The following is a 16,835-nucleotide window of genomic DNA, read 5'->3' on the forward strand; positions in this document are numbered from 1 at the left end:
CCTCAGTCCACCTCCGCCACCGCCTGCGCGAACTGCGCCGCGTACAGCCGGGCGTACGCCCCGTCGGCGGCCAGGAGCGCGTCGTGCGTGCCCTGCTCGACGATGGACCCGTTCTCCATGACCAGGATCGTGTCCGCGTCACGGATCGTCGAGAGCCGGTGCGCGATGACGAAGGACGTGCGTCCGTGCGCGAGCCGGGCCATGGCCTTCTGGATCAGCACTTCCGTCCGGGTGTCGACGGAGCTGGTCGCCTCGTCGAGGACCAGGATCACCGGATCGGACAAGAACGCCCTGGCGATGGTGATGAGCTGCTTCTCGCCCGCGCTCACCCCCGTGCCGTCGTCGTCGATGACGGTGTCGTACCCCTCGGGCAGCGTCCGCACGAAACGGTCGGCGTGGGCGGCGCGCGCCGCCTCCTCTATCTGCTCGCGCGTGACGTCCTTCGGCGCGCCGTACGCGATGTTCTCCGCGATGGTGCCGCCGAACAGCCAGGTGTCCTGGAGCACCATGCCGACCCCGGAGCGCAGTTCGTCGCGCGACATCCGCGCGATGTCGACGCCGTCCAGGGTGATGCGCCCGCCGGTGACCTCGTAGAACCGCATGAGCAGGTTGACCAGCGTGGTCTTGCCCGCGCCCGTCGGTCCGACGATGGCGACCGTGTGGCCGGGCTCCACGGCCAGCGACAGGTCCTCGATGAGCGGCTTGTCCTTGTCGTAGCGGAAGGACACGTGCTCCATCCCGACCCGGCCGCGCAGGTGGTCGGGGCGCTCGCCCGGTACCGGGTCGGCCTCCTGCTCCTCGGCGTCGAGGATCTCGAAGACCCGCTCGGCCGACGCGACACCGGACTGCACGAGGTTTGCCATCGAGGCGACCTGGGTGAGCGGCATCGAGAACTGCCGCGAGTACTGGATGAACGCCTGCACGTCGCCGATGGAGAGCGAGCCGGACGCGACCCTGAGCCCGCCGACCACGGCGACCATGACGTAGTTCAGGTTGGAGACGAAGAACATCAGCGGCTGCATGACACCGCTGTTGAACTGCGCCTTGAACCCGGCCTCGTACAGCTCGTCGTTCTGCTCGGCGAACGCCTTCGCGGACTCCTCCTGCCGGCCGAACACCTTCACCAGGGCGTGCCCGGTGTACATCTCCTCGATGTGCGCGTTCAGCTTGCCGGTGGTCTTCCACTGCTGCACGAACTGCGGCTGCGACCGCTTGCCGACCTTCGTCGCCACGAAGAACGACAGCGGCACGGTGACCAGCGCCACCAGCGCGAGCAGCGGCGACACCCAGAACATCATCACGAGTACGCCGATGATGGTCAGCAGCGAGTTGACGAGCTGGCCCATCGTCTGCTGGAGCGTCTGGTTGATGTTGTCGAGGTCGTTCGTGGCGCGGCTCAGGACCTCGCCGCGCTGCCGCTTGTCGAAGTACGACAGCGGGAGCCGCGACAGCTTCGCCTGGACCTCGCCGCGCATCCGGAAGACGGTCCTGTTGATGGCGATGTTGGAGAGCTGCGTGCCGACGGCCATCAGCAGGCCCGCGACGAGGAACGTGCCGAGCGCGAGCAGCAGGACCTCGCCGACCGCGCCGAAGTCGATGCCCGCGCCCGGCGTGAAGTCGACGCCGGTGAGCATGTCGGCCACGCCGTCGTCACCCTTGTCGCGCATGCCCTCGATGACCTGTTCCTTCGTCAGGTCGTCGGGCATGTCACGGCCGACGATGCCCGCGAAGAGCAGGTCGGTCGCCTTGCCGAGGATCTTCGGGCCGACCACGGAGAGCGCGACGCTCAGGACCACGGCCGCGAGCATCCCGTACATCGTGGTGCGCTCCGGCTTGAACTGCCCGAGCAGCCGCTTGCCGGAGTTCTTGAAGTCCATGGACCGGGAGTCCGGGCCCATCATCGGTCCACCCACGCCAGGGGGCATTACGCGGCCTCCGCTTCCGTCAGCTGGGAGAGCACGATCTCCCGGTAGGTCTCGTTGCTCTCCATCAGCTCGTGGTGGCGGCCCGTGCCCACGACGCGGCCCTCGTCGAGGACCACGATGCGGTCGGCGTCCCTGATGGTGGAGACGCGCTGGGCGACGATGACGACGGTCGCCTCGGCCGTCTCCTCGGACAGGGCGCCGCGCAGCGCCGCGTCGGTGGCGTAGTCGAGGGCGGAGAACGAGTCGTCGAAGAGGTAGATCTCCGGGCGCTGCACCAGCGTGCGCGCGATGGACAGGCGCTGGCGCTGGCCGCCGGAGACATTGGTGCCGCCCTGCGAGATCGGCGCGTCGAGCCCCTCCTCCAGGCCCTGCACGAACTCCTTGGCCTGCGCGACCTCCAGGGCGTGCCAGAGCTCGTCGTCGGTGGCGTCCGGGTTGCCGTAGCGGAGGTTGGTGGCGACCGTGCCCGCGAAGAGGTACGGCTTCTGCGGGACGAGGCTGACGGTCTTCGCGAGCAGCGCGGGCTCGACGGTGCCCACGTCCACGCCGCCGACGAGGACCTGCCCGTCGGTGGCGTCGATGAGCCGCGGCACGAGGCTGAGCAGCGTCGACTTGCCGCTGCCGGTCGAGCCGATCACGGCGGTGGTCTCGCCGGGCCGCGCCACGAGGTCGACGGCCTTCAGCACGGGCTCCTCGGCGCCCGGGTAGCGGAAGCCCGCGGACCGGAGCTCCAGATGGCCGTGGCTGCGCAGTTCACGGACCGGGGCGGCCGGGGGCACCACGCTGCTCTCGGTGTCCAGGACCTCCTCGATGCGCTCGGCGCAGACCTCCGCGCGGGGCACCATCATGAACATGAAGGTGGCCATCATCACGGACATCACGATCTGCATGAGATAGGCGAGGAACGCGGTGAGCGCGCCGATCTGCATGCCGCCGTCGTCGATGCGGTGGGCGCCGAACCACACCACCGCGATGGAGGAGATGTTCACGACGGTCATGACGATCGGGAACATCAGCGCGAGCAGTTTGCCGGTGCCGAGCGAGACCTCGGTCAGGTCGGCGTTGGCCCCGCGGAAGCGGTCCTTCTCGTAGGCGTCGCGGACGAAGGCGCGGATGACGCGGTTGCCGGTGATCTGCTCGCGCAGCACGCGGTTCACCGTGTCGAGCCGCTCCTGCATGGTGCGGAACAGCGGGCGCAGCCGCCGCACGATCAGGCTGACGCTGATGCCGAGCACGGGTACGACGGCGACGAGGATGCCGGAGAGCGGCACGTCCTGGCCGAGTGCCATCACGATGCCGCCGACGCACATGATGGGCGCGGAGACCATCAGCGTGAACGACATCAGGACCAGCATCTGCACCTGCTGGACGTCGTTGGTGGTCCGCGTGATCAGCGTCGGGGCGCCGAACTTGCCCACCTCGCGCGCGGAGAACGACTGCACGCGGTCGAACACGGCGGCCCGCACGTCGCGCCCGAGGGCGGAGGCGGTCCGCGCGCCGTAGTAGACGGCGCCGATATTGCAGATCATCTGCACGACGGTGACGGCGATCATGATGCCGCCGAAGCCGAGGATGTAACCCGTGTCCCCCTGGACGACACCGTTGTCGATGATGTCGGCGTTGAGGGTGGGGAGGTAGAGCGAGGCGCAGGTCTGCAGGAACTGCAGGAGCACCAGCAGGGCGATCGGTTTCTTGTACGGACGCAGGTATGTCCGCAGGAGTCTTATGAGCACGCTCGGTCTCTCGAGGGGTCGGGTGGCGGCAAGTTGGCGAGGTCGCCCCTATCCTGCGCCACCCGACCCGTCCGGGTGCAACCGATTAACCCATGACCGGGTCAAAAATCAGCCCGGGTAAAGAAGTGGGCCGACTGAAGGATCTTCCGGCCGTACTCGGGTGCCGGGAGTGCCCGTAGTGGCCGGGGTTCAGGCGGAGAACGCTCCGGGGTGGGTCTGCTCCCGTACGGTCGCGTACTGCTGTCGCACGGCCTGGCCCACGGCGAGCTCCTCGCCCGGCTCGAAGATCTGCGCCGCGGCGCCCTGCCAGTGCGGGAGCTGCCCGGAGAGCGCCCACGCGGCCTGACGCGCGGCACCGATCGCGGCGTACTCCGCGGGCTGCGGCACGACGACCTGCGTGCCGAAGAGCATCGGCGCCGCCGCCTGCACGGCCGGCAGCTCGGCGGCGGCACCGAGCAGGAAGACCCGCCGGACCTCCACGCCGCGCCCCCGCAGCACGTCGAGCGCGTCACCGAGCCCGCAGAGCATGCCCTCGAAGGCGGCCCGCGCCAGGTGCTCGGGCTTCATCGACTCGCGCCGCAGCCCGGTCAGCGTCCCCGCGGCGTGCGGCAACTGGGGCGTGCGCTCGCCCTCCAGATACGGCAGGAGTACGAGCCCGTGGGCGCCCGGCGTCGACTTCAGGGCGAGCGCGGACAGCTCGTCGAGGTCCGTCACGCCGAGCATCTCGGCGGTGCCGCGCAGCACCCGTACGGCGTTCATCGTGTGGACCACCGGCAGATGCAGCCCGGTGGCGTCCGCGAGGGCGGTGATCATCCCGCTCGCGTCGGCCAGCGCCTCGTGGTGCACCGTCATCACCGACCCCGAGGCCCCGAGCGACACCACGGCGTCACCCTGGCGCACCCCGAGCCCGAAGGCCGCGGCCATGGTCTCACCGGTACCCGCCGAGATCAGCAGCCCCTCGGGCGTCGTCCCCGCGGGCTCGGCGGGGCCGATCACCTCGGGCAGCATCGCCTGGTGCCCGAGGGCCAGTTCGACGAGGTCGGAGCGGTACGAGCCGGTCGCCGCCGACCAGTAACCGGTGCCGGAGGCCCCGCCGCGGTCGGTCGTGCGCCGGGACGGCCTGCCGAGGAGCTGCCACACCAGCCAGTCGGGGGCCTGCATGAGGGCGGCCACGTGGCGCGCCGCCTCCGGCTCCGTCCGCGCCAGCCAGCGCAGCTTCGTCACCGGCTGCGCGGCCTGCGGTACGCACCCGACGGCCTGCGCCCAGGCCTCGCGGCCGCCGAGCCCGTCGATCAGATCGACGGCGGCCACCTGCGCCCGCCGGTCGTTGCCGACGAGCGCGGGGCGCACGGTGTTGCCGTGGCCGTCGAGCGGCACGAGCGCGTTCTGCTGCGCGCAGACGCCGATCGCCTGCACGCCTTCGAGCAGCCCGCCGCCCGCGGCCTCGCCGAGGGAGAGCAGCCAGGCCTGCGGATCGATGTCGACCGGCCGCCCGCCGCCCTCGGCGCTCTCCTGCGGATGCCGGGCGTAGCCCTGCTTGAGTACGGCGCCCGTGTCCGTGTCACAGACCACGATGCGCGTGGAATCCGGTGAGCTGTCCAACCCTGCGACTATCCCCATGCCTGGAATTCTGCCGCACCGCCGAACGGGACCCGACCCCAGCGGTCCCGCCGGGCACTCCGGCGGTCCCGCCCGGTGCTAGGTGTTGCTCGTACCCCAGTCGTCCTCGGCGCCCTGGCCCTTCTCGCGCAGCGAGCGCACCCGCTCGGCCACCGAGTCGGGCATCCGGTCCCCGACCCGGTCGGAGACGGTGCTGAACGCCTTGCCCGCGACCTCACGGCCCTGCTGGGTCGCCGACTCGACCGTGTTGCGCACGGCCGGGTTCTGCGAGATCTCGCGGGCCGACTTCTTCAGTTGCTCGTAGCGCTCACGTCCGGCCCGGGTTCCGAGCACGTACCCGAGGGCCAGTCCCACCACGAATGTGAGCCGGTATCGCATGGCAGCCACCCTTTCCTTGCGTCGGCGTCGCACGTCTGTCGCACGTCTGTCGCTCGCTCGTCGCTCGTCGCTCGCTCGTCAGTCTCTCGTCCGCTGACCGGCCGAGGGATACCGATTGGCGGAGCACCCCCCTGCTTGCGCTAATGTATGTGTCGCAGCGGACGTCCGCCGCCCGGAGAGTTCCCAGGCCGGTGCGTTCGATGCACACGAGACGATCCCCTGTAGCTCAATTGGCAGAGCAGCCGGCTGTTAACCGGCAGGTTACTGGTTCGAGTCCAGTCGGGGGAGCTCGGTCTCCTGTAGCTCAATTGGCAGAGCAGCCGGCTGTTAACCGGCAGGTTACTGGTTCGAGTCCAGTCGGGAGAGCTGTACGGAAAGACCCCTGAGATGCCCCTCAGGGGTCTTTTTCGTGCCTGGTGGAACCATGCGGGCGGCCCGGCGGTCCTCATGGTCGAGCTATGCCGACCATCCGAAGCAGGAGATCGTATGAGCGGCTATGCTGCGGCAGACGGCGCGCACAAATGTGCGCGACGCGCCGTTAGGGGCGGTAGCTCAGCCGGTTAGAGCAGCGGACTCATAATCCGTCGGCCGTGGGTTCGAGTCCCACCCGCCCCACCCAGCGACTCCTGGCAGAATCGTTCTGATCTGGGGGAACGCGTCTTTCGGGGGCATACACAGCCGGACCGCGGTCAGCGATGTCTGTCGGCGTCCGAGTGCCGTCGGGTGATCGCGTAGCCGAAGGCGGTCGCGAGGACGTACATGAGGACCGAGTAGACGGCGCTGGGGATCGCGACCTCGGTGCTGTCCAGGACGCTGAGCGCGATGGTGAGCGCCACGGTCGTGTTGTGGATACCGACCTCCATGGAGCTGGCTATCGCCTGGCGCTTGTCCAGACGGAGCAGCCGGGCGCCGCCGTAGCCCAGGGTGAGGCTCAGGAGGCAGAAGATGCCGGTCACCACTCCGGCCTGCCGCGTGTAGTCGGCCAGATTCTCCCGCTCACCCAGCAGGGCACCGACCGAAACGATCACCAGCACGGCGATGGAGAAGATCCGGACCGAGCGGTCGGCGCGTGCGGCGAAGGCGGCGGAGCGCCGGCGGACCGCCATGCCGATTCCGACCGGGACGAGCACGATCGCGGTCACCTGCACCACCTTGCCGAGCTGTAGGCCGAGGTCGCCCTGGGCGTCGAAATGGTCGATGGCGAGGTTGGTGATGACCGGGATGGTGATGGCGGCGAGCACCGAGTTGATCGCGGTCAGCGTGATGTTGAGGGCCACGTCTCCGCGGAAGAGGTGGCTGAACAGGTTGGCCGTGGTCCCGCCCGGAGAAGCGGCCAGCAGCATCACGCCGACGGCGAGCAAGGGGTCGAGGTCGAATATCTTGACCAGCCCGAACGCCACGAGCGGGAGCACCAGCACCTGGAGCACCAGCGCGACGGCCACCGCCCTCGGTGTCCGGGTGACCCGCCTGAAATCGTCGGTGGTCAGGGACAGCCCGAGGCCGAACATGATGATCGCCAGGGCGATCGGCAGGCCGGTGGTGATGAGTGCCGAGTCGTTCATCGGTGTCCTTCGTGCTCAGCCCCGGGCGCGTGGGATCAGCCGGTGCGAGTGGTGGAGAGGACCGCGGAGGCGACGGCCCTTCCGATGACCTTGGAGCCGTTCGCGTTGGGGTGGAGCGGGGCGGCGACGTGGGTCGGGATGAGGCCCTCGGTGTAGCGGTCGGCGGGCGCCGCGCACGCGTCGTGGCCTATGCCGAGGGAGTAGGTGTCCACGAACGTCGCGCCGTTCTGCCGGGCCGTCGTCCGCAGTGCGGCGCTGAGGTGGTCGACCGCGCCCTGGATGTAGGTCGCGTCGACGTCCCAGATGGGCTGGGTGGGGAAGCAGCCGCCGGAGCGGATGTAGTTGCCGTAGCCGATGACGAACACCTTGGCGTGCGGTGCGCGCTGCCGGACCTGGTTCAGGGCAGTGGCGAACTTCGGCGCCCAGGCGTCGATGCTCGCCTTCACGGTGTCGACGCCGTCCTTGGTGTTCGTGGCGGCGCAGCTCCTGCCGATGGGCTTGGGCAGCAGGTTGACGCATCCCAGGGCGGTGGAGACCAGTCCGGTGTCGTTGCCGCCGATGGTGATGCTGACGACGTCGGTGTCCTCGGTGAGGGCGTCGAATTGGGGTTCGGTCCTCGGGTGCTGGCGGGCGGTGAAGTGGTCGGCGGTCGCGCCGGAACAGCTGACGTCGGTGAGTGTGGCGCCCATCGCCTTGGCCGCGATGTGCGGGTAGTCGGCCAGGGAACGCAGGCACAGCAGGTTCGAGGGGTCGGTCGGCGGCACGAGCGGGGCGGCGGCGAACGAGTCGCCCAGGGCCACGTAGTCGATGGGTTCGGCGCTCTCCGCGGCAGCCGGGGCGACGAGGGTCGTCGCCATGGCCGTCGCGGCCACGGCGGCGGCCAGCGCGGTTCGCAGGCTGAGGTTCACGTGCGGCTCCTTCAGCTCAATGAGGGCGCGTGAACGCACCCGGAGGCCGGGGCCCAGGGGGAGGTCAGCCCTGTTTACCGGCTGGTAAGTTTGTGGTGCGATACATCATGACGGCTCACGCTCTCCGTGGTTCCGGTCCGGGGAACAGCGTTCCGAGAGGTGATTTGTGTCCGTGTACAACAGCGGCACGATGGGCGGCGGCATCGGCGTCGGCGGCGAGAGGGGTATCGGCGGCGAGAGCGGTGTCAGTGGCGAGAGCGTGCGGCGGTACCTGCTCGGATCCGTCCACCGGCTGGAGGCGGCGGTCCTCGAGCGGCTGACCGCGGAGCTCCCGGTCTACCGGAAGCTGCCCGGTGAACAGCTCTCCGGCGATGTGGCGCGCATGATCCGCCGCGGCATCGGCGACTTCGCGCAGGTGCTGGCGAGCGGCTCCATGCCAGGCCCCGAGCAGCTCGCTCAACTGACCAGTTCGGCCACGCGCCGGGCGGAGGAGGGGCTGCCGGCCGAGGCCATCGTCTCCGCCTACTTCCTCGGGGCCCGCCTCTGCTCGGACGAGATCGCCGCGGCGGCCCGCCCCGAGGACCTCCCGGCCATCACCGCGATACACAGCCTGCTGCTGGAGTACCTCCAGCACGTCACCACCGCCGTCACGGCCGGCTACCTGCAACAGATGCAGACCACCGTCGGTGAACGGCACGGCGCCCGCCAACTCCTGCTGACCGCCCTGCGCGAAGGGCGGGTCGACGAGGCGGCGGCCAGGGAGGCGGGGCTCACCCTCCCGCCCGGCTACCTGGTCCTCGCACTGGCCGTGGGGCCGCACGCCGATGAGCACGCGCCCGGCGTCGACACGAACGCCGCGGCCCAGCGCAAGCTCAGGCGCCTGCGCACCGAACTCGCCCTCCACACCCGCGGCACAGCCCTCACCTCACTGGCCACCGACGGCGGCCTGGTACTCCTGGCCTGCGACACGGAACCCTCCGCACTCACCCCGGCCCACTGGGACGACACCTCACAGCTCCTGACCCGCCTGCAACGCGCCGCGGGCGCCACCATCCTTGCCACAGCCGTCCCGGCTCTGCCCGGCGACGTCGCCCGCACGTGTCCCATCGCCACCGAACTGGCCCACATCGCCACCGCCTCCGCACGCCCGCCGGGCCTGTACCGGCTGGAGGACCTGGCCCTGGAGTACCAGCTCTCACGGCCAGGACCCGCCCGCGCCCACGTCTCCGGCCTCCTCGAACCGCTGGACGCCCACGCCGATCTCCTGCTGACGCTGACGGCGTTCCTGCGCCATGGCCTGGACCGGCGCGCCACGGCCAGGGTCCTCAACGTCCACCCCAACACCGTGCTCTACCGGCTCCGCAAGATCACCGGCCTGACCGGCCTCGACGCCACCCGCCCCACGGACCTGCCCACGCTGCACGCGGCGCTGACCTGCCGCACTGTCCGGGAAGACCACGCGACGGCGCGCGTCCAGCGGTCGGAGGCATGCGGGGGATGAGGCGCACGGCGCCCAGTTCCCCGGCGCTCTCCGGCGCGACCGTCGCGTGCCGGCGGCCCCGCGACGGGGCACGTCGTCCTGCGAGTCAGCCGCAGGTCAGGCCCTGAGCCGGCCGGAGCGATCCTGCTGGCTGCGGGGCCATTTGCGGGTGTCCCTCGGCTCCACGTAGGGCTCCTCGTCGGCCGGCATGCCGCCGGAGATCGCGCGCTGGCGGGCCAGTTCCGCGTCGAATTCCAGGCCGAGCAGGATCGCCAGGTTCGACAGCCAGAGCCAGACCAGGAAGATCACCACGCCCGCGAGCGCCCCGTACGTCTTGTTGTACGAGGCGAAGCCCGCGACGTACAGCGCGAAGCCGCCGGAGGCGAGCAGCCACAGCAGGACCGCCAGTACGCTGCCGGGGCTCAGCCAGCGGAAGCCGGGGCCGTGGACGTTGGGGGCGCGCCAGAACAGCAGCGCGATCATCAGCATCACGAGGACGAGCAGGACGGGCCACTTCGCGATGGACCATGCGGTGACCGCCTCGTCGCCGACGCCTATGGCGTCGCCCGCCCGCTCGGCCAGCGGCCCCGTGAAGACCACGATGAGCGCGCTGGCGGCGAGCAGCACCATCAGGGCCAGCGTCAGGCCGACGCGCAGCGGGGTCAGCTTCCACACCGGGCGGCCTTCGGGGAGGTCGTAGACGGTGTTGGAGGCGCGGATGAAGGCGGCCACGTAACCGGAGGCCGACCAGACCGCGAGCAGCAGGCCCGCGATCGCCACGACGCCGCTGGTGCCGCCGCTGCCCTCCAGCTGGCGCACGGCGTCGCTCAGCAGGTCGCGTACGGCGCCCGGCGCCAGTGTCGACAGGTTGTCGAGGACCGAGTCGGTGGCCTTCTTGCCGATCACGCCGAGGAGGGAGACCAGGACGAGCAGCGCGGGGAAGAGCGACAGCACGCCGTAGTACGTGAGGGCGGCGGCCCGGTCGGGCAGGTCGTCGTCCATGAACTCCCTGCCGGTGCGCCGCAGGACCGTCCACCAGGAGTGGGCGGGCAGGTCGGTGGGCTCGTCGGGCGCGGCCCGCTCGACCTCGGGGCCCGGTCCGGCGTGGCCTTCGCCTTCGCGGGTGCCTTCGCGTACGCCCTCGCGTGTGCCCTCGCGTGCGGGGTCGGGATCAGGGGCGGGGCGAGGGTCCGGCGCGTGGTGCCGGTCGGTTTCCTGGGCGCGGTCGTGCTTGTCGAAGAGTGCCATGCGGGGGCGAGTTGGCCGTTCGGGCCGAGGTAATCCTGCCGTGCCCTCCGGCCTTTCGCCGGCCGGCGCCCAAGGGGTTGGACGATTCTCCAGGGGGTGCCGTATCTGCCATGGAGAATCGCATCAAGTATTTCAGATGCCAGGCAAACGGGCTTATCTTGTCGCACATGCAGTCCTACACGATTGGGCAGGCCGCGCGTCTGCTCGGGGTCAGTCCCGATACCGCCCGCCGCTGGGCGGACGCCGGACGGGTCGCCACGCATCGCGACGAGGGCGGGCGGCGGCTCATCGACGGGCGGGATCTGGCCGCCTTCTCCGTCGAGGTCGCGCAGAGCGGCGGCACGGGCGAGGACGACGTCTCGTACACCTCCGCCCGTAACGCCTTTCCCGGCATCGTCACCGCCGTGAAGCTCGGTGACGTGGCCGCCCAGGTGGAGATCCAGGCGGGTCCGCACCGCCTGGTCTCGCTGCTGACCCGCGAGGCGGTGGAGGAACTCGGCCTGGAGGTCGGCATGCAGGCCACCGCCCGGGTCAAGTCCACCAGCGTCCACATCGACCGCGCCTGAGTACCACTCGAACCAGGAGCCCCGCCCCGTGATGTTCCCGAAGTACGCCGCTCCCGTCCGTCGCCGTGCCGCCGCCGCGGTCGTCACCGCCGCGCTGCTCGTGCCACTCGCCGCCTGCGGCAGCGACGACGGCGGGAGCACGAACGCCGGTGGCGACAAGGACGTGAAGCTCACCGTCCTCGCCGCCTCCTCCCTCACCGACGTCTTCGCCACCGCAGAGAAGGCGTACGAGAAGGAGCACCCCGGCACCGACATCACCGTCTCCGCGGCCGGTTCCCAGGAACTCGCCGCGCAGGTCGAGCAGGGCGCGCCCGCCGACGTTCTCGTCACCGCCGACACCAGGACGATGGACGGCCTGAAGTCGGACACCGGCGAGCCGACGGTCATCGCCAGGAACCGGCTCGTCATCGCCACCCGCGCGGGCAACCCGGACAAGGTCAAGGAGCTCAAGGACCTCGCCGACAGCGGGCTCAAGGTCGTTCTCGCCGATGACACCGTGCCGGTCGGGCGGTACGCCAAGCAGGTCCTCGACCGGCAGAAGATCGACGTGAAGCCCGTCTCGAAGGAGGCGAACGTCCGCTCCGTGCTCAGCAAGGTCGAGCTCGGCGAGGCCGACGCGGGCATCGTCTACAGCACGGACGCCGCCACCGCGCCCGACAAGGTCGACGCCGTCGAGATCCCGGACGCCCAGAACGCCGTGGCCTCCTACCCCGCCGCCACCCTCAAGGGCTCGGGGAACGCGGAGGCCGCCGCCGCGTTCGTGAAGTGGCTCAGCGGCCCCGAGGCGCAGAAGATCCTGCGGGACGGCGGTTTCCAGAAGCCGTAACCGGGCCATCAGCTTCCGGGCGCCCGATGCCTCCCCGCGACGGGCGCCCGGTCGACACCGCGTCACCTCCCGAACCAGGACCGCCGATGAGTCGCCTGAGCACCCGCAGCCGTACCCGTACTCGTACTCGTATGCCGGGTCGCACCCGTACGCCGGGCCGCACCCGGGCCCCGCTCGCCCTGGCGCTCCCCGCGCTGCTCGCGATCGCGTTCCTGCTGATGCCGCTCGTCGGCATCCTCGCCCGTACCGAGTGGGGCGACCTCGGCACGCATCTGTCCCGGCCCGGCGTCATCCAGGCCCTGAAGCTGTCCCTGCTCGTCTCCTTCTGGGCGCTCGGGCTCTCCCTGCTGCTCGGGGTGCCGCTGGCCTGGCTGCTCGCCCGCGTCGACTTCCCCGGCAAGGCGGTCGTGCGGTCCCTCGTACTCCTCCCGATGGTGCTGCCGCCGACCGTCGGCGGCGTCGCGCTCCTCCTCGGCTTCGGGCGGCGCGGACTGCTCGGCCCCTGGCTGGAGAACACCTTCGGGATCGTGCTGCCGTTCCACACCTCGGGAGCGGTGATCGCGGCGACGTTCGTGGCGATGCCGTTCCTGGTCATCAGCCTGGAGGGGGCGCTCGGCGGCCTCCGGCCCGGCTTCGAGGAGACGGCGGCCTCGCTCGGGGCCTCGCCGGTACGGGTGTTCCTCACCGTCACGATGCCGATGGTGACCCCCGGGCTCGTCGCGGGGGCCGCGCTGACCTGGGCGCGGGCCCTCGGCGAGTTCGGCGCGACGATCACCTTCGCGGGCAACCTCCCCGGCACCACGCAGACGCTGCCGCTCCAGGTGTACCTGCTGCTCCAGGACTCACCGGAGGCCGCGACCTCCCTCTCGCTGCTCCTGCTCGCCATCGCGATGACCGTGCTGATCGGGCTGCGGGGGCGGTGGTCCGCGGGGGCGGCGGTACGGGTGCGGCCGCCGCGCGTCGACGAACCCCACGCCTCGGCAGACGAAGCCCCGCCGACTGCGGGCCGGGAGGCCGAGCCCGAGCCCGAGCCCGCGCACTTGCCCGTGCCCGCCGAGAAGTGGTCCCTGCACGCCGACGTCACCGGCCACAACGAGCTGACCCTCGACGCGGAACCCGGCACCACCATCGCCGTCGTCGGGCCCAACGGCGCCGGCAAGACCACGCTCCTGCGCGCCCTGCTCGGCCTCACGCCACGCGCCCACGCACGGCTGCGGCTCGGCGAACGCGATGTCAGCGCGCTGCCGCCGCACCGCCGGCGCGTCGCCTGGGTGCCGCAGGAAGGCGCGCTCTTCCCGCATCTGAACGCCCTTGGCAACACCGCGTACGGGCTGCGCGCCCAGGGTGTCCGGCGCGGCGAGGCCCGCCGTGACGCACAGCGGTGGCTCGACCGGCTCGGCGTCGGCGACCTCGCGCACCGCAGGCCCGCCCAGCTCTCCGGCGGCCAGGCGCAACGCGTCGCGCTGGCCCGCGCGCTGGCGGCCCGGCCGCGGCTGCTGCTCCTCGACGAGCCGCTCGCCGCCCTCGACCAGACCACCCGCGCCCATGTGCGCCACACCCTGCGGCGGCACCTCGACGGCTTCGGCGGGGTCTGCCTCATCGTCACGCACGACCCCGTGGAGGCCGTGTCGCTGGCCGACCGGGTCCTCGTACTCGACGAAGGGCGTACGTTGCAGGACGCGCCGCCGGCCGAGGTCACCCGGCATCCCCGCTCGCCCTGGGTGGCGCGGATGCTCGGCCGCAACGCCTGGCCGGGCACCGCCGACGAGGACGGCACGCTCGCCCTCGCGGGGCGGGGACGCCTGGTCGTCGCCGATCCGCCGGCCGCGGGGACGCGGGCGCTCGCCGTCATCGCCCCCGAGGCGGTCTCCGTCCACCGCGAGCGGCCCGAGGGCAGCCCGCGCAACGTCTGGCACGGCACCGTACGGGAGATCACCACCGCGGGGAGCCGCCTGCGCGTCCTGGTCACTTCGGGCGAGGCCCCCGACCTGGTCGCCGAGATCACCCCGCAGGCGGCGGTGGAACTGGGGCTGGTGGACGGGGCCGAGGTATGGACGAGCGTGAAGGCGACGGAGGTGTCGGTGGTGACGCTCTGAGGGGACGCTTAGACGTGCGGCCGCCACGCCGCCGCGCCCTCACGCCGCCACCCCGCCAAGCCGCCCCCCGCCCCCTCACGTCAGGTTCAGTCCGCCGTCGAGCATGATGACCTCGCCCGTCAGGTACGTGCTGGCAAGGACCGAGGTCACCAGGTCTGCCACGTCTGACGGTTGGGCCGGGCGGTGCATGGGGGAGCGGGTTCGCCACAGCTCGTGTGCCTGTGCCCAGTCCTTTGTCATCGGTGTGTCCACGAGGCCAGGTGCCACCGCGTTGACCCGCACCTCGGGGCCGAGGGCGGCGGCGAGGAGCCGGGTCACGTGGTTCAGCGCGGCCTTGCTCGCCGCGTACGGCACCGACGAGCCCTTGGGGCGCACCCCGGCATGGCTGGTGATGTTCACGATGCTGCCGCCCGCCGGGGACCGGCGCAGCGCCGGCAGGGCCGTCGTGCACAGCACCCAGGGGGCGATCAGGTTGACCTCAAGGAGCCGGCGCCAGTCGGCGGGCGTCGCCGCGGCCAGGTCGTCGTGGGGGATGGGCCAGCTGATGCCCGCGTTGTTCACCAGGACGTCGAGGCGCCCGTACCGTTCGAGCGCCGCCTCGACCAGGCCGCGGGCCTCGTCCTCCACCGCCAGGTCCGCCCGCACGTACGCCCCGCCCAGCTCCGCCGCGAGCGCCTCGCCCGCGTCCGTGCTGCGCCGCGAGTGCACCACGACCCGGGTGCCGTCCGCCGCCAGTCTGCGCGCGACGGCCTCGCCGATGCCGGACGTGGAGCCGGTGACCAGGGCGACAGGACGATCCGACGGTTCGTTGCTCATGCCGCGGGATCCTGCCACGGAGCTCCGGGGCTCCCCTCGGCGCCCCTGGCAGGCACCCCAGGCAGGCACCCCTCAGAGCGGTGCCTGCCAGGTCACCGTGGTGCCCGCCTCCACGCCGTCCGTGTCCCCGTCGTCGTACACCGTCAGGCGTACGCACTCCCGCCCGTCGGGCAGCGTCGCCCGCGCGTCGACCGCCACGTCGACCCGCGTGACGCCGGTCCGGCGTGACGTGGCGGCCAGGGCGCGGCGCAGCGCGGCGAGGAGGTGGCCGGCCGCGGGCCGGGTGACCCGGGCGTCGACGGCCCCGCCGAAGTGCACCGACGGCTGGACGCCGAGGACCGCCGCGGCGCCCGCCGTCTCGCGCAGGACCTTGCCGCGGAAGGTGGTGGGCGCCTCGGCGGGCGGCTGCTGGAGGGCGAAGATCGCCGTGCGGACCTCCTGGATGGTCGACTCCAGCTCGTCCACGGCGCGGTCGAGCGTGGACTCCACCTCGGTCGAAGCGGCCCGGCGGCGCGTCGACTCCAGCATCATGCCGGTGGCGAAGAGCCGCTGGACGACGAGGTCGTGCAGGTCGCGCGCGATGCGGTCGCGGTCCTCGAAGACGGCGAGACGCTGCCGGCCCTGCTGGGCGTCGGCGTGGACGAGGGCGAGGGCGGCCTGCGAGGCGAACTGGGTGGCGAGCAGCCGTTCGGCCGCGGTGTAGGCGGGCGCGCCGCGTCTGCGGGGCAGCGCGAGCGTGCCGATGAGCCGTCCGCCCGCCTGGAGCGGCAGCATCATGCTGGGTCCGAAGCGGACGCGTACGTGGGTCGTCATCCGGGGGTCGGTCGCGGAGTCGTCGATGAACACCGGTTCGCCGCCGAGCAGTTGGGTCAGGACCGCGCTGCCGGGTTCGATGGTGGTGCCGATGAGCTCGTCGTGACCGTCGTTGCGACCGTCGTCGTGGTGCGGGGGACCCTGCCCGGGGCCGGCCCCCGGGGGTCCCGCGGGGCGTTCGCGGGCCGACGCACCCCAGCCGTGGGGCGCGCCGTCCGTGGAGGCGGCGACGATCCGCATGCCGCCCGCCTCCGTGGGCTGGAGGACCACGCCCGCCGCCGCGTCCGCGAGAATCCTCGCCCGGTCCGCGACCGTCATCAGCGCGTCGGCCGCCGCCTCGCCGGTGAGCAGCGCCGTGGTGACCGCCGCCGCCCCCTCGATCCAGCGCTCGCGCCGCCGGGCTGCCTCGAACAGCCGGGCGTTGCCGATCGCGATGCCTGCCTGGCTCGCCAGGATTCTGAGGAGCTGCCGGTCCTCCTCGGTGAACGGCCCGTCCGCCTTGCCGGTCAGCACGAGGTCGCCGAACGGCTCGTCGTGCACGTGGATCGGTACGCGGATGACGTCGCCCCCGGCCTCGCCCCGCACCGGCGGCACGTCACCGCCGGCCCCGCCACCGCCGGCCCCGCCACCGCTGGGCCCGCCACCGCTGGGCCCGCCCGCGACGAACAGCTCGGCCGGGTTCTCGTGCGCCGGCCCGGTGGTGCCGAGGGTGCCGTGCGCCGCGCCGGTCAGCCGGGCCGCGCTGTCCACGACGTGCTGGAGCGTGGTGCGCAGTTCGAGGTCCGTGCCGACGCTGAGGACCGCGTCGAGCAGCGGCATCGAGGACAGTGGGGTGTCGGCTCCTTCGGGCATCTGCGTCACGTA

At 71.8% G+C, this 16,835-nt stretch carries 13 protein-coding genes and 3 tRNA genes; 7 read left to right on the forward strand and 9 right to left on the reverse strand.

Going from position 1 to position 16,835, the window contains the following annotated elements; genetic code table 11:
- Positions 1–2: 2 nt before the first annotated feature.
- From ACZ6JY_RS02865 to ACZ6JY_RS02880, 4 genes are all read right to left on the reverse strand, one after another.
- Entirely contained in the window at positions 3–1,925 is a 1,923-nt protein-coding gene (locus ACZ6JY_RS02865; protein WP_469191546.1) for an ABC transporter ATP-binding protein, read from the reverse strand.
- Positions 1,925–3,658, reverse strand: coding sequence for an ABC transporter ATP-binding protein (locus ACZ6JY_RS02870; RefSeq protein ID WP_469191548.1), 1,734 nt, complete (start codon positions 3,656–3,658; stop codon positions 1,925–1,927). The genes ACZ6JY_RS02865 and ACZ6JY_RS02870 overlap by 1 nt, the downstream gene beginning before the upstream one ends.
- Before the next feature lie 189 nt (positions 3,659–3,847).
- Positions 3,848–5,278, reverse strand: a complete 1,431-nt coding sequence (locus ACZ6JY_RS02875; protein WP_469191550.1) for an FGGY family carbohydrate kinase — start codon at positions 5,276–5,278, stop codon at positions 3,848–3,850.
- 78 nt (positions 5,279–5,356) lie between these two features.
- Complete coding sequence (locus ACZ6JY_RS02880; RefSeq protein WP_469191552.1) at positions 5,357–5,656, reverse strand: YtxH domain-containing protein; 300 nt, start codon at positions 5,654–5,656, stop codon at positions 5,357–5,359.
- Between the two features lie 215 nt (positions 5,657–5,871).
- Between ACZ6JY_RS02880 and ACZ6JY_RS02885 the strand changes: the two genes are divergently transcribed.
- The 3 genes from ACZ6JY_RS02885 to ACZ6JY_RS02895 all read left to right on the forward strand — a co-directional run bounded on the left by ACZ6JY_RS02885 (position 5,872) and on the right by ACZ6JY_RS02895 (position 6,271).
- Positions 5,872–5,944: transfer RNA gene (locus ACZ6JY_RS02885), tRNA-Asn, on the forward strand.
- Positions 5,945–5,949: 5 nt separating this feature from the next.
- Positions 5,950–6,022 (forward strand) — tRNA-Asn (locus tag ACZ6JY_RS02890).
- Positions 6,023–6,197: 175 nt separating this feature from the next.
- Positions 6,198–6,271, forward strand: a tRNA-Ile gene (locus ACZ6JY_RS02895).
- A gap of 74 nt (positions 6,272–6,345) precedes the next feature.
- Here ACZ6JY_RS02895 and ACZ6JY_RS02900 read toward each other — a convergent pair.
- Positions 6,346–7,218 (reverse strand): bile acid:sodium symporter family protein, encoded by an 873-nt coding sequence (locus ACZ6JY_RS02900; protein ID WP_469191554.1) that lies wholly within the window; start codon positions 7,216–7,218, stop codon positions 6,346–6,348.
- A 35-nt stretch (positions 7,219–7,253) separates the two neighbouring features.
- Positions 7,254–8,126, reverse strand: coding sequence for an SGNH/GDSL hydrolase family protein (locus tag ACZ6JY_RS02905; RefSeq protein ID WP_469191556.1), 873 nt, complete (start codon positions 8,124–8,126; stop codon positions 7,254–7,256).
- Positions 8,127–8,292: 166 nt separating this feature from the next.
- Between ACZ6JY_RS02905 and ACZ6JY_RS02910 the strand changes: the two genes are divergently transcribed.
- Positions 8,293–9,627: a PucR family transcriptional regulator gene (locus tag ACZ6JY_RS02910; RefSeq protein WP_469191558.1), complete on the forward strand. Its 1,335-nt coding sequence runs from the start codon at positions 8,293–8,295 to the stop codon at positions 9,625–9,627.
- 96 nt (positions 9,628–9,723) lie between these two features.
- On the opposite strand, the gene ACZ6JY_RS02915 is transcribed toward ACZ6JY_RS02910, so the two are convergent.
- Positions 9,724–10,854 carry a YihY/virulence factor BrkB family protein gene (locus tag ACZ6JY_RS02915; RefSeq protein WP_469191560.1) on the reverse strand — a complete coding sequence of 377 codons (1,131 nt, stop codon included), beginning with the start codon at positions 10,852–10,854 and terminating at the stop codon, positions 9,724–9,726.
- Positions 10,855–11,021: 167 nt separating this feature from the next.
- Between ACZ6JY_RS02915 and ACZ6JY_RS02920 the strand changes: the two genes are divergently transcribed.
- The 3 genes from ACZ6JY_RS02920 (at position 11,022) to ACZ6JY_RS02930 (ending at position 14,342) form a co-directional block, all read left to right on the forward strand.
- Positions 11,022–11,420, forward strand: coding sequence for a TOBE domain-containing protein (locus ACZ6JY_RS02920; protein WP_469191562.1), 399 nt, complete (start codon positions 11,022–11,024; stop codon positions 11,418–11,420).
- 31 nt (positions 11,421–11,451) lie between these two features.
- Positions 11,452–12,246: a molybdate ABC transporter substrate-binding protein gene (modA, locus tag ACZ6JY_RS02925; RefSeq protein ID WP_469191921.1), complete on the forward strand. Its 795-nt coding sequence runs from the start codon at positions 11,452–11,454 to the stop codon at positions 12,244–12,246.
- A 131-nt stretch (positions 12,247–12,377) separates the two neighbouring features.
- Complete coding sequence (locus ACZ6JY_RS02930; protein ID WP_469191564.1) at positions 12,378–14,342, forward strand: ABC transporter permease; 1,965 nt, start codon at positions 12,378–12,380, stop codon at positions 14,340–14,342.
- Positions 14,343–14,417: 75 nt separating this feature from the next.
- On the opposite strand, the gene ACZ6JY_RS02935 is transcribed toward ACZ6JY_RS02930, so the two are convergent.
- Both ACZ6JY_RS02935 and ACZ6JY_RS02940 read right to left on the reverse strand, forming a co-directional pair.
- Positions 14,418–15,158: an SDR family NAD(P)-dependent oxidoreductase gene (locus ACZ6JY_RS02935; protein WP_469191566.1), complete on the reverse strand. Its 741-nt coding sequence runs from the start codon at positions 15,156–15,158 to the stop codon at positions 14,418–14,420.
- A 72-nt stretch (positions 15,159–15,230) separates the two neighbouring features.
- Positions 15,231–16,823: a sensor histidine kinase gene (locus ACZ6JY_RS02940; RefSeq protein ID WP_469191568.1), complete on the reverse strand. Its 1,593-nt coding sequence runs from the start codon at positions 16,821–16,823 to the stop codon at positions 15,231–15,233.
- Positions 16,824–16,835 lie beyond the last annotated feature (12 nt).

It is taken from the genome of Streptomyces sp. NPDC046335 (assembly GCF_055587985.1).